The organism is Mucilaginibacter paludis DSM 18603 (assembly GCF_000166195.2).
GTDB lineage: Bacteria > Bacteroidota > Bacteroidia > Sphingobacteriales > Sphingobacteriaceae > Mucilaginibacter > Mucilaginibacter paludis.
This window is the reverse complement of the sequence record NZ_CM001403.1, coordinates 1,101,125-1,113,939: the sequence shown is the minus strand read 5'-3', so window position 1 is coordinate 1,113,939 and position 12,815 is coordinate 1,101,125. Positions and strand designations below refer to the sequence as shown.

Below are 12,815 nucleotides of genomic sequence, written 5' to 3'. Positions count from 1 at the left end.
TTGAAGGTTCCTGCTATTTAGGCGGGGACCTTTTTGGTTTCAGCCCCCCTCGTACTTGCTGTTAGGTAAATATATTTGCTTATCAGGGTGCCAAATGCCATTTTAAATGCCAGAATGATAGCTTTTAATATAAACAAACGGTTTATTAACTGTGGCGATATACCCCCATATCTAACATTGCGGTTTTTTATTAATTTTGCGCCATGCCAAGTATTTCAACAAAGGGCCTGGAGATGCCCGCTTCCCCCATCAGAAAGTTAACGCCCTTTGCCGACAAAGCCAAACAGCAGGGTAAAAAGGTTTATCACCTTAATATCGGCCAGCCGGATATTGAAACACCCGAGGTAATGCTCAATGCCATTAAAAATATCGATTTTAAGGTTTGGGCCTATACCGCTTCAGAGGGTACTTTATCTTACCGCACCAAACTTACTTCGTACTATAATAAATTGGGCTATAACATCACCCCAGATGATATCATCGTAACTACCGGAGGGTCTGAAGCTATCATCATCACGATGCTTACCTGCCTTAACCCCGGCGACGAGGTGATTATCCCCGAACCTTTTTATGCCAACTATAACGGTTTTGCCTGCCAAAGCGACGTTGTGGTGAAACCCATATTATCGTATATTGAAAATGGTTTTGCCTTGCCGGCGATAAGCGAATTTGAAAAGCTGATCACCGATAAAACCAAAGGCATCATGATTTGTAACCCCAACAACCCAACAGGATATTTATACTCGCCGGAAGAGCTCGAAGCCTTGAAAGAACTGGCATTGAAATACGATCTGTACCTGTTTTCGGACGAGGCCTACCGCGAGTTTTGCTACGATGGCCGCACCTTTACATCGCCCATGCACCTGGATGGCCTGGACGAGCATGTGGTAGTGCTGGATACGGTGAGCAAGCGTTACAGTGCCTGCGGCGCACGCCTGGGCTGCATGATCACCAAAAACAAAGCCATTATAGCATCGGCCCTTAAATTTGCTCAGGCCCGGTTAAGCCCCGGTATGGTTGAGCAAATTGCCGGCGAAGCTGCCGTTGATACCCCCGACGAATACTTTGAAAAGGTAAATAAAGAATACACCCATCGCCGCGATGTACTGGTACAGGCCCTTAACAAAATGGACGGCGTATTTTGCCCCAACCCTGGCGGCGCCTTTTACGTGGTTGCCACTTTACCCATTGATAATGCCGATAAGTTTTGCCAGTGGATACTCGAGGAGTTTGAATACCATAACCAAACCGTAATGATGGCACCTGCTACCGGCTTCTACAGTACCCCGGGCGCAGGCACAAACCAGGTAAGAATGGCTTATGTTTTAAATGCCGACGATTTGCAAAAGGCGATGACCTGTTTGGAACAGGCTTTGCTGGTATATCCGGGAAGGGTGGCCCTGATACCCGAAACCGAAAGTGCAAAGCTTAATCAGGGCCAATAAACAGGAGCTTAGTAAATATAAACCGGGGGCAAAAAAGCTTGATGCTTTGCGCTTCCGGCTTTCAGGTTAATTAAGTATCTTTGTAACCTTATCTTTGACTTTTGACTCAGGGCTAAAGACTCAAGACTAAAAATGGGGTCGACCGGAATTGACAGGATGGAGATAAGTATGTAAGCATGCAGCGCGTTGGGTGAATTAGCGCTTTAATCTGAACACTCAAACTTTCAAATGGCGAAAATCAATTTGCCTTAGCTGCTTAATTTAGAATTAACTAGCTTTTGTCCCGCCGGTGTTCTGTTTCGTTGAACCGGCAACAGGGGCACCGAAAAATGAAACTGGTTTGCGAAAGGTGCGATAAGCGAACGAGAAACAGCACATACGGAAGATAGTACAGGTGAGCGGCTGACCTTCTACTTCCCGACAACCTAACAGCAGATAAGCATGTAGAAAGCCTACCTTATACCATGTTTGGACGAGGGTTCGAATCCCTCCGGCTCCACTAAGCATGTTTTAAAGAACATCAAAAACGCTGTAAATGAATCATTTACGGCGTTTTTTGTTTATAGCCTATTCAAATAAAACCAAATAATCGCATACTTCTGGTGACCTATTGGTGACCTGTAGGGGTTAAAAGCCCAATAGGTCACCAGAAAGCTTATAAGGTGCTGTTATTGAGCATGTTCAGCCATTAAACATCTTGATAGCAGCCATAAAAGGAACTAATTTTATAACTTTTAAAGCTTAAAGCGATGAACAAAACTTTTGGACTACTCTTCTATGTGAAGCGATCAAAAATGACCGGAAACGGAACTGCTCCTGTTTATTTACGGATTACAGTCGATGGAGAACGTATTGAGATTTCCTCTAAACGCTATGTCAATCCCGACAAATGGAATGCAAACGGACAGAAACTAAATGGCACCAGTGAGGAAGTACGCTCGCTTAATAACTACCTAAAAACCCTCGAACATGAGGTTTACGAAATCCACCGATACCTAATGGAAAAGAAACTACCATTAACGGCGGTCAATCTAAAAAATGCCTTGCTAAAAAAAGAAGAAGTGACAACCTGTAAAATGCTGATACCAATCTTTAAAGAGCATAACAGGCAGGTTGCCGCACTTATCGGAACTGAATATGCCCAAGGAACGGCTGACCGCTACGAAACCAGTTTAAAGCATACCCAGGCATTTTTGAAATGGAAGTATAAAGTAGATGATATAAATATCGAAGGTATTGACCATGAATTTATTATGTCCTACGATTTTTATTTACGTTCGGAGCGCAAGTGTGCCAATAACTCCACCGTAAAGTACATGAAGAACTTTAAAAAAATCATCCTGATGTGTATTGACAACGGATGGCTCGACAAAGATCCTTTTATTAAGTATAAGCCTAAAGTAAAAGTAGTAGCGCGGGAATATCTGACTAAAGAAGAATTAGAAACAATGGCTACCAAATCGTACAGCAGTTCACGGATTGAGCAGGTGAAAGATATATTTATTTTCTGTTGTTATACCGGGCTTGCGTATATAGATGTTAAGCAACTTAAACGCTCTGAAATTATTAAAGGCATAGACGGACAGCAATGGATTTTCACCACAAGGCAAAAAACCAATACAGCATCCCGAATACCACTTTTAACGCAAGCCTCGGAAATCATTCAGAAATATAAGCATCACCCTGAATGTGCTGATATGGATAAAGTTTTGCCTGTATTATCGAACCAAAAAATGAACAGTTATTTAAAAGAGATAGCGGATATTTGTGGAATTAATAAAGAATTGACTTTTCATATTGCAAGGCATACGTTTGCCACTTCCGTAACTTTAGCCAATGGCGTATCTATTGAGAGCGTAAGTAAAATGCTCGGTCATAAAAATATCAGGACAACGCAGCATTACGCCAAAATACTGGATTCTAAAGTTAGTGAAGATATGCAGTTATTGAAGCTGAAATTGGCCAATTGATTGATATTAGTGTTCGAAATATTTAATTCTGGGCTGGCATGCTAACCTAAAGCTACACCTAAGCAGCTTTAGGCTTACGGAAAAAGCCGGAGGGAACGTGAAAAATCACGTAAAGAGCTCACTTTCAATATCAATATTCTGGTTTTTGCCTATTGTTTGGAAAACTATGTAACGGAGGGCAGATTTGCGTTGCTCCTGACTATCTCTTCGTTCCCGAAAATCAATTGGAAGAATACATAGAAGCTTTTTGCGGAGAATATAAAAAAATATATAAAGGCATAACACTATTAACCAGCATCATAAATGAAAAAGAAAAAGCACGAATCATTGAACTGATAGCAGATGCCAAGAAAAAAGGCGCGAGAACGGTGCCTTAACGAAGATATGGAGATTATGTCCTTTGAGATTTTTGGGCCAGTTCTTCCAATCATTCCTTACAGAGATTTCGCCGAGGTAATAAAAGCCGTAGGAATGCACAAGCAACCTCTTGCGTTGTATTATTTCGGAAGTAACAACGAAAATTTAAGCCGTTTGAAATCAGAAACGTTATCGGGTGGGATCACCGTCAACGACGTTTTTTTACATCTTTTGCAAGATGACTCGCCATTTGGCGGAGTTGGGAAAAGCGGAATGGGAAGTTACCGTGGATTTGAAGGTTTCTGTTCCTTTTCAAATTCAAGGTCTGTTTTCATCCAATCCAAATTAGATTTTACTTATCTGCTAAAGCCTCCTTACAAAACTTTCAAAGTCAGAATGCTGGATTTTCTTATTGGACATATTTGAACTTACGAATGAGCACCACTTTAATCATCTAAAAGCGTTTCTTAAATTTGCTTCGTTTTGCCGGAAAGCCATAAACCTAATCAACGGCATCACATAAATAAATGATTGATGCTGTTGAAGTAAAAGGATACTGGTTTTTACCTGATGATCCGGATAATAGGGTTGCAGGAATTTTAAGTTACCTGCCTAACCAAAAAATTACGCTGGAATTAATCGGTTCTTTCAACGACCCGCATGATTATATGTTTGCCTTAACGCAGGATGACTCAAAGCGCACTGATATCATCCTGGGAGAAAGTTCTGATGCCAAAAGTATTACTTTGCTCAACTGTTCGTCTTATGGCACCCTGAATTTTAGCTGCTCTTTCCCGATGCAAAAGTTCAGCGTCCAATACTGTTTAATGGGGATACATTTAAGTAACCTGCAAGATGCAGCCTTTAATCAGGTGACGGTTAAAATGCCCGGCCTGACTAAATGGGTAAACCACTATTGCGTTAAATACTCCATACCATTTAAGAATGATAACATGAATGGTTTTAACCTGAGTTTTGATCGTGATAACAGCAACCTTATTTCTGTACAACTTGACAATAATTTAGATTTGGAGTTAGAATTTACCTGTTCGCCGCCCGCGACACCTCATGATGAAAAATTGCTCGTCCGGCAGGCATACCAATTAAACATCCTTTCAAAAAGTAACCTGCCCTTTCGTGAATTGCTATCACAGGTGTCAAAATTCAAATCGTTTCTCACGCTCGGTACGCTATGCAGCATTGGCTACCAATCCATCGAACTATACTCCCCCAATGAATTTCAGGAGTTAAAAGATGGCGAGAGAATTTATCACCCTATCAGCTGCTATTATAATCAATTAGATAAGGTAAATGCGGATACCATAAACACCAAAGACTTTTTGTTTACCTATGACCATATCGAAGCCTCTTTTGAAGATGTAATTAAGAATTGGTACGGGTTTGATGATTTAATGGCGCCGATCTTAAAACATCTTATTGAAAGCATTAAGGAAAAGAACATATTCAATACCGGAGATTTCCTGATTGTCGTACAGGCTTTGGAGGGCTACGCAACCAGGTTCAGGCCGAACATCCCGGCAAAAAAGAAGTTTCCTACATTGATAGAGCAGCTAACCTTTTTGCGCGACGAGTTTTCATATGTGCAGTTGGTTAAAAACACCCCACTTGATCTGGATATAGTGGTCAATTCTCGTCATTACTATTCGCATTTCTTTCCCAAAATGGCGAGCGCACATGTAGCTGCCGGAATAGAACTATATGAACTTACACAAAAGCTTAAAGTGATTCTGGTTTGCTGTGTACTTAGTCAGGCGGGATTTGCGCAGCGTGATATTATTACCATATTGATAGCTTACCGAGATCGGGTTAATTAAACATAAGATGCTTAATATAGATCAATACATAGCGGAGAAAAGTATCACTATCCATGAAGCGATTGCAGACCGTAAAATAATTTATCTCGATTTAAAATACTGGATTTTGCTTAGAGATGCCAACGCCGAACCTGAAAGAGCCTAACTATGTTGCGAACTATTATTTCAGATGCATATAAATGGGATGAACGGGATCAAATTGTTGCTGCGTTAGATACTCTTTGCAATCCAAATGACACCTACGGATGGGCATCAGCAGGTATTTATTGTTACTGGAACTACGAAACGAAAGAAATACTTTATGTAGGCCTGGCAGTTGATCTCACTGAACGCTTTAAACAACATAATGATTATTACCCAAGCATAGACCCGCGAGGCTGTAAGGTAGAACAAGTAAAAAAGTATTTTAACGAGAATGAAAAGCTTGGCTTTTCCATAGTTGTGCAATCTCCACTCTCTCAGCCATCTATACGCAAAGTGCGGGAGCAGTTTTCTGAACTGTTTGAAGAGAATGAACTGGCGAGTGAAACAGGCCAAAGTGGTATTGACGAAATTCAGCGATTGGAAGGCTTTTTAATCGAAAGCTTCCTCCAAATTAACAAAGTCCTTCCATCCTGGAACAAGATTGGGGGTTCAGTCAGGGGACGCCGTTCTGTAAAACCTTCCAACAAAACAGTTCTCCGCATTCTTGCTAGCCATGAAGCACATTACTTGGCTGCGAAATCAACCTTAAGAGAGATCGCTGCCAGCGCCAAACTGGAACGTTACGAAAATTACCTGCATGCGGTCAGAATGTTTGTCCCGTTCATTGGTGCGCAACGCGCTTTTGATTTGCTTGATGCAAAAGATCCGGTAGGCACTTACGGCCATATCATGAGTGATAATTATCTGCAAAAATTATTAACGCTATAAAAGGATTTGAATTCGCAAACTAATTGCGACGGATTGATTCGCCTTTAGCTTCTAACACCCCTGTTGCATACCAGCAATATTTTTTATCACGATTGAATTGAACTTCATAAATCCTCCAGGGTTTATTCTCGCAGATTTCTGGATTATCTTTTCTGTCTTGAAGATCACAACATGTATAGAATGGGCAGCAATGATTTTTTTGTGGAAATCTTTCTACAAGCGCGGTGGACATGCCACCTCTATGACTTAGAAAATAATGATCAAAGCCGACAAGCGCTTTCATTGCAACCGAAATTTGATCAGGTAATATGGTTGCCATGAAATCCCGGTCAAACTCAGGGTCATCACTACCTGTGTCAGGAAGGAATTTGTATAGGTAATCGCACATCGCCGCTGTTTTCAAGATCTTGCCGTACTCCCCTTTTAATAGCCAATCCAATTCAAAGCAAAGATCATCAATGCGTTTATCATATAGCGTCTTGCTGACATCAGCAAGGTATGTGTACGCAATTTCTAATTGATGCCGTCCGGCAAATGCTTTAACATACTCATCCTGCTGCGCGAAAAAATTGGCTCTCTGCTTAATCAATACTTGCTTCACCTCATTTTTAATCTCAGAGAGTGTCACTTCCTGGCCTATTCCATTGTAAAAAGCATTACCGATCCGTTGTAATATGGAAATAAATGCATTGCCGCCATCTATATGTTCAAGGGCCAGTAGCCCAGCAGCCATAGCGATTTCCTGCTTCACATCTGGAAAAATCTCTAGAGCAATCATTCTGCATACCGTGTATTCAGTAAACCTCAACGGGTCTTCGATTTTATCCAGTTTTTTTTGGCGCTTATCAAGAATTTGATCCATTTCATAAGCTAAAAATTCAAACAGGTAAAATCTGCCCAACGTGATCATTGTCTTTGCCGGTTTCCCGTTCAGATAACCAGAATAAGTGATTTCGGGAAAGGGAATTGCACCGTTCTGCTTGCCTTGGGGCGCTAAAGGGAAATGAACTTCCTTTTTACCAGGAGCAATACGCTCAATTTTCCTCATAGGAAATTCTAAATCGGTAGAACCCGTTAGCGCTTCATTGGACTGCCAGCAATTGATAAACTTTGTGACGAGGTCAAAATTGGTATCCGTACCTAAAGAAACAGCAGATGCAGGATTTTTCTCGAGGTAACCCGTGAAAATGGAAAGCATGGCAATCCGGTTCTGAAATATTGCACTGCTTAAAATCGTGCTTACATCATGTATGTAATGAAAGAATTCATGAAAGATCGCCGGTAAATTCTCCTGCTGCAATTTGTTTTGAACTTCTTTAGACAAAGCGCGATGTTCAGGGTTAAATCCGGCTGCACTTCTCACCCATTTGGTCTGAATAGAAAAATAATACCTGTTCAGGTAATAAGTTCCCCAATCTGTACTGGCAATACTTTCAAGTTGCTCGGTTAATACTTTATCCATTGGTTCAGTTGAAATTACTTTTTGATTTAGTTACAGGCTCAAACATCGCCCTTAATAGTCATCTCTTAAAAAATTATGTTTCCTTTCCCTAATCGTGCTTCTCTGGCAATAGGCAATTTGTTTGCCCACAAAAACACGGTGTTCAAGGTAATCTCCCGAGGGCTGCATTTTCTCCAGTACAGCCTTTACTCTTTGCCATGCCCGTTCGTCAATCTCGCCGGATATCGCATCACCACTTAATAGCCGCATAGTTCTTTCGTCCCAGCGAATCTTTTCAAACTGGACAAAGCTTTTATTTGATTCAAGGAAAACCGTTAATAATTCATCATAGTCTTCCTGTACTTTACCTCCAATTACCTTAAAAACAGCTTTCATTCGATTAATATTTTCGGCATTTGCTGCTATATATGCTTTCAAAAATTTACGCCTGTTTTCCCGGTAATTAGGAACTGTGATCGTATTTTCAAACAACTCAGCCAGTAATTCTTCTGCGTGATAGTAGTAACGTTGGTGAGATGCTAAAAAGTTAGTCGCTTTTTCAATGATTTTAAATGCATCTGATAGTTCCCAAACCTTTGCAATTTTCTTCTCATCACTTCGATGAATTGAGCGTTCGTCTGATAATTGATCTAAAACCTTGAGGAAAAATGATGAACGACGTTTCAATATGACCATTAATTCTCTGCCGTCAAGATCGTAATGATCCTCTTTTTTGAGCATTTGAAGGTAGGCCTTTTCCATAAGCCCTGTATCCCGGACATCATCTTCATGGTTTTCAAAAAAATCGTCGTTCAGTATGTAGTCGCTTTTGCCAGACTCAGCATTGGCTATAAGCACCTTTAAGGCTTTGATTAGAAATAAACGATCGATTTTCAGGTAACTTGCCACATTGCTGAAGTATAGATAGAATCTGCCTTCAAAATCTTCTAAAAGATTCAGATAAGCTTGAGATCTGTTTTTATTGATATATCGGTCATCAAGGCTGTTATAATAGGCTAATAAAACATGAAATTTATTAGGATAATTTTCTGAGTTTAAAATGCTCGCCAGGCCTGGTATTGAGTGCGGAGCCAAATCCCTTAGATAATTAAACAGCCGGTCAAAACTGAAAATCTGATTAAATTTCGGTAAATGGATAAGATAGACCAGGAATTCCCCGATAGATATTCCCTTTTCAACAGCGGCGTTAAATAGGATCTGCGCGGCATTGCTGACGTTATAAAAATCCCATAACTGTAATTCCATACAGGTATTGATGAAATTAAACGTATCCTTATAACCTTCAATATTTTTGTGATTGAACGTTTTTAAAATATCCTTCTTCTTTTCCTCAAGAAACCAATTATGCCAGTCATGAAATTGCTGGTCTTCGCGTGGAAAGCGTTCCTTGTTGCGTAGTTGATTATAATCCAAAACCAGAAAGCTCTTGTAATCAGGCGTTTGGGCTTTGTTTTTAATCTCCGAATACAGCTTTTTGTCAAGGCCCATCCGTGCACCACGGTTTATAAACTCATTGATAGCATATACATCCGGAAAACGGTCAAAGCTAAAGTGCTGGTTAAATATTGCCTCAATAAAAGCCCAATCTGATGTACGCACTTCCTTTTGAAAATCAGGGCCGAAAGAATCCAGAATGGCCTTAAAGCTGAAAATAGAAAGTAACGGGAACAGTCCGTATGTTTCATTAAATCTTTTCCAGAATAGGGATCTGATCTGAAGGTATTTTTCTGATGCTGATGGTTCGATATAACTTATATTGATGTTTCGTCCTTCTGAAAAAGAAGTATCGAACCTGGTCTTCAGAAAATGAGGCACCAACTTAAGAAACAGGTAAAAAAAGACCGGTTTGTTAGTTTTAGTTTTTTCTATCAGTAAGTTCGCAAATCGTTCCTCACGGTAGTAATGATAAATACCGTCCTTTACCGAAAAGTTAAAAGAAGATTTGACCTCCCTAGCTACCCGTTCTACCAACAACGGTTTCTTTTTAAGTAAATCAAATGTTAACTGTACGGCAAGGTCAAAATCGTTAGTCAGATTATATGTGAATGGAGAAAGCAGCTCAAGTAAATCATCCTTCGCGTCCTTATTAGGGGTAATATCTCCGGCAACGCCAAACACCTTTTCATTAAACCTGGCTGTAGCTATTCTATTTTCGAGAACGAAATTCTCAGCATCAGGCAATGCAGTTATTTGTTGTTTGATGTATAACAGGGTTTCATCCTGTAAATGATACCAGAAAATTCCAAGAAAATCTTTGGCATTGCATCCGGAATCAATTATATGCTGATACTTTTGATAGATATAAGGCCTTATCAAATTGCCGAAATCTTCAAATCCGAAAGTATTGTTCGCATCAATTGCCGTGTACTTAACTCTGCCGGCATAATCCGGATAAAAATTTTCAAGTATAACACTGTAATCAAGCAGTTTGTCGACAAAGAATACGCGGAAAAATAAATAACCTTCAAGGATCTGGTCTGAGAAACGGGCAGAAGAACGATCTGTAAAAACATCTACGATCTCATTTCTTTCCAACTCGTAAAGCTTCGTCCAGAAATCATTTTCATTAAGGCCAAAAGCGGGCAGGATCTTTCCTGAAACACGTTGATCATCCTTATCTATGGATCGAAAGAAGGCTAAAACGCCAAGTACGCGTAAATAATATTCTGAAGCTAATAATGGGTTATCGCCTGTGATGCGTTCAAAATACAGCTTGTAGATCTCCGCAACATTATTGAGTTCCTCAAGTGTTCTGTCTTTTGCCGCAATTGCAGTCATAATTGCGAGACGGGGATTACCTCTGGCAACCTCTCTGATGCGCTCTAAGAATAAGGGGTGCCGAATTGAAAATGGTTTGGCTTTTACAATTGCTTTTATCTGCTGACTATCAAAATTTTTAACGTTGATGATGGCATTTCGATACCCCTTGATAAATGGCTCGATATCTTTTAGTACATAATCGCGAACTGTTAAAATTAGCCGGAAATCAGCTTGATTTTCCTGGTAAAACATAAGAACATCTCTTAGCTGCGCAATGCTTTTGTTAGCATCATCAATGAAAATGAGGTATTTTTTTTTCTTCCCTGACAGATGACGCCTGAGGTCCATTAATAAGGGCTGATCTTTGTTACGAATGCAAAAAGCTTGGAAATTTCGATGGGTCTTAGTAAACGCCTTTAAGTTTTCAACAACAAGTTTCGTTTTACCAACTCCAGCTTTTCCTGAAATAACGGTGATCAAATTGGCTAGTATTGAATTTTCAATACCAGCCATTTCCTTTTCACGATAAAGAAACGTGTTGGATAAAGGCGTTGCGATCCCCCCTCGTTCATATTCTTCAATAAATTTTTTAATCGGTAATAACTGAAAACTTTCTATTTCAATTCCAAGATGCTCTTTAGCTAAAAATGGATAATCCTTAACTATTTTATGTGCCAGCGTAGATAGGTTGATCAATTGTAGCCTTTTTCCTTTAGCCCAGGCTATATCCCTGAGCTTTTGTTCCTCGGCATTCCCGATATTGCTGTTAAAACAAAGAATTACTAATTCCAGGTGAGTCAGACTTACTTTCGTTTTACGGGGATTAAAACAGTTATTTAAATCTTCTTCCAGCTTTTTATAAAGCAGGGCAGTTTTCGGATAGTCCTCCTGTGTGGTGTATTGAATAAAAATATAGCTACCATCTGTACGCCTTATCCTTGTGTCCGGGGTTCCTTTTCTTGCTTTTTGTTTGCCCTCCACTTGGCCAACCGGAGCTATACTATCGAATTCATCTTCACCTTCAAAAAATAAGTAGGCATCACATAAACGGTGAAACCCGTCCGGGTTCATGATCTTTAATTTGGTTTCGATTAGTTCAATAGTCAGCATCGTTCAGGCTTTGAAAACATTAAATTTAAAAATACGCAGAACGAAATTAAATTTAACAGATATGGTAATAAGTAAGTGACTATAAATAGTTTAATTTACAGTTCATGTGGCTAATATAATAATTGAATTAGAGTTTAAATCCGAGGGTTATTAATGAAAGTTGCGCCCCTTATGAAAAGCGCCTTCTGTGGACACTGCCGGGGCAGCAGACCGCCCATCATAATTAACCGGTTGGGTGGTTTCGTCACCGCGCATCAGGGTTTGCGGCAAATTGGTTTCGGTGAGACTGCGGAGCAATGCGCTCAGGTTAAAGCATTTGCGGGCGACGAGGTGTGTAACGCCATTGGCTATTTGTAATTTACCTGCTACCATCAGTAATTTGGATTGCACGATCTCTTTACGGTAAGTATCGAATAGTTGTTGCCAGACCACTACGTTTGCCGAACCTGTTTCGTCTTCCAGCGTCATAAAGAGTACACCTTTGGCGGTACCCGGACGTTGGCGCACCGTGATTAATCCCGCTAAACAAATAGAATCCCCGTCTTTATATTTGGCCAGGTCGCTAATCCTCACATTGTACAGGCGATTGAGCTGCGTGCGAACCAGCCCAACCGGGTGGTCTTTAAGCGACAGCCCGGTTGAAATATAATCCTGCACCACATGCTCGCCACGGGTCATCAGTGGTAGCGGTACAGCATCTTCTAACACCGTTTCTGAAACCTGCCCGTCAAATAAACCAACGGGCCGGTCAGCCAAAGCCGATATTTCCCAAAGTGCCATCCGGCGATCGGTGCCCATCGAACGGAACGCATCGGCATCGGCCAATTTTTCTAAAGCAGCTTCGGGAACACCGGCTGAGCGTAATTGGTTAATATGCGTATAGCCATCCTTACGTGGATATTCCGGATCCATTGACACCTCGTTCCGGAAAAGTAGAAAGCAGATTCCGCGACAATTTGACCAT

General features: G+C 40.6%; 10 protein-coding genes and 1 other RNA gene. 8 read left to right on the top strand and 3 right to left on the bottom strand.

Features of this window, described 5'->3' with window-relative positions; translation table 11 throughout:
• The first annotated feature begins 203 nt into the window (after positions 1–203).
• The 8 genes from MUCPA_RS04755 (at position 204) to MUCPA_RS04735 (ending at position 6,519) form a co-directional block, all read left to right on the top strand.
• Positions 204–1,445 (top strand): pyridoxal phosphate-dependent aminotransferase, encoded by a 1,242-nt coding sequence (locus MUCPA_RS04755; protein WP_008504774.1) that lies wholly within the window; start codon positions 204–206, stop codon positions 1,443–1,445.
• Between the two features lie 134 nt (positions 1,446–1,579).
• Positions 1,580–1,947, top strand: a transfer-messenger RNA (tmRNA) gene (gene ssrA, locus MUCPA_RS36670).
• Between the two features lie 247 nt (positions 1,948–2,194).
• Positions 2,195–3,415, top strand: coding sequence for a site-specific integrase (locus MUCPA_RS04750; RefSeq protein WP_008504772.1), 1,221 nt, complete (start codon positions 2,195–2,197; stop codon positions 3,413–3,415).
• 152 nt (positions 3,416–3,567) lie between these two features.
• Entirely contained in the window at positions 3,568–3,792 is a 225-nt protein-coding gene (locus MUCPA_RS39165; RefSeq protein WP_050982027.1) for an aldehyde dehydrogenase family protein, read from the top strand.
• Positions 3,758–4,198 carry an aldehyde dehydrogenase family protein gene (locus MUCPA_RS35690; RefSeq protein ID WP_083839303.1) on the top strand — a complete coding sequence of 147 codons (441 nt, stop codon included), beginning with the start codon at positions 3,758–3,760 and terminating at the stop codon, positions 4,196–4,198. Before MUCPA_RS39165 ends, MUCPA_RS35690 begins: the two co-directional genes overlap by 35 nt.
• 101 nt (positions 4,199–4,299) lie before the next feature.
• Complete coding sequence (locus MUCPA_RS04740; RefSeq protein ID WP_008504771.1) at positions 4,300–5,607, top strand: ApeA N-terminal domain 1-containing protein; 1,308 nt, start codon at positions 4,300–4,302, stop codon at positions 5,605–5,607.
• Positions 5,608–5,614: 7 nt separating this feature from the next.
• Positions 5,615–5,752 carry a hypothetical protein gene (locus MUCPA_RS37575; RefSeq protein ID WP_008504769.1) on the top strand — a complete coding sequence of 46 codons (138 nt, stop codon included), beginning with the start codon at positions 5,615–5,617 and terminating at the stop codon, positions 5,750–5,752.
• A 2-nt stretch (positions 5,753–5,754) separates the two neighbouring features.
• A complete protein-coding gene (locus tag MUCPA_RS04735) occupies positions 5,755–6,519 on the top strand; it encodes a GIY-YIG nuclease family protein (protein WP_008504768.1) in 765 nt (254 codons plus the stop codon).
• A 19-nt stretch (positions 6,520–6,538) separates the two neighbouring features.
• Here the strand turns inward: MUCPA_RS04735 and MUCPA_RS04730 are convergent, their stop codons facing one another.
• From MUCPA_RS04730 to MUCPA_RS04720, 3 genes are all read right to left on the bottom strand, one after another.
• A complete protein-coding gene (locus tag MUCPA_RS04730) occupies positions 6,539–7,981 on the bottom strand; it encodes a hypothetical protein (protein ID WP_008504766.1) in 1,443 nt (480 codons plus the stop codon).
• 51 nt (positions 7,982–8,032) lie between these two features.
• A complete protein-coding gene (locus tag MUCPA_RS04725; RefSeq protein ID WP_008504764.1) occupies positions 8,033–11,851 on the bottom strand; it encodes a hypothetical protein in 3,819 nt (1,272 codons plus the stop codon).
• Between the two features lie 150 nt (positions 11,852–12,001).
• Complete coding sequence (locus tag MUCPA_RS04720) at positions 12,002–12,763, bottom strand: OB-fold nucleic acid binding domain-containing protein (protein WP_040625721.1); 762 nt, start codon at positions 12,761–12,763, stop codon at positions 12,002–12,004.
• Positions 12,764–12,815: the final 52 nt, after the last annotated feature.

Bases quoted from the DNA above. Each gene is read 5' to 3' on its own strand.
- MUCPA_RS04725 (WP_008504764.1), bottom strand. From the start codon at position 11,851: ATGCTGACTATTGAACTAATCGAAACCAAATTAAAGATCATGAACCCG.
- MUCPA_RS04755 (WP_008504774.1), top strand. From the start codon at position 204: ATGCCAAGTATTTCAACAAAGGGCCTGGAGATGCCCGCTTCCCCCATC.
- MUCPA_RS04735 (WP_008504768.1), top strand. From the start codon at position 5,755: ATGTTGCGAACTATTATTTCAGATGCATATAAATGGGATGAACGGGAT.
- MUCPA_RS04730 (WP_008504766.1), bottom strand. From the start codon at position 7,981: ATGGATAAAGTATTAACCGAGCAACTTGAAAGTATTGCCAGTACAGAT.
- MUCPA_RS04740 (WP_008504771.1), top strand. From the start codon at position 4,300: ATGATTGATGCTGTTGAAGTAAAAGGATACTGGTTTTTACCTGATGAT.
- MUCPA_RS37575 (WP_008504769.1), top strand. From the start codon at position 5,615: ATGCTTAATATAGATCAATACATAGCGGAGAAAAGTATCACTATCCAT.
- MUCPA_RS04720 (WP_040625721.1), bottom strand. From the start codon at position 12,763: ATGGATCCGGAATATCCACGTAAGGATGGCTATACGCATATTAACCAA.
- MUCPA_RS35690 (WP_083839303.1), top strand. From the start codon at position 3,758: ATGCCAAGAAAAAAGGCGCGAGAACGGTGCCTTAACGAAGATATGGAG.
- MUCPA_RS04750 (WP_008504772.1), top strand. From the start codon at position 2,195: ATGAACAAAACTTTTGGACTACTCTTCTATGTGAAGCGATCAAAAATG.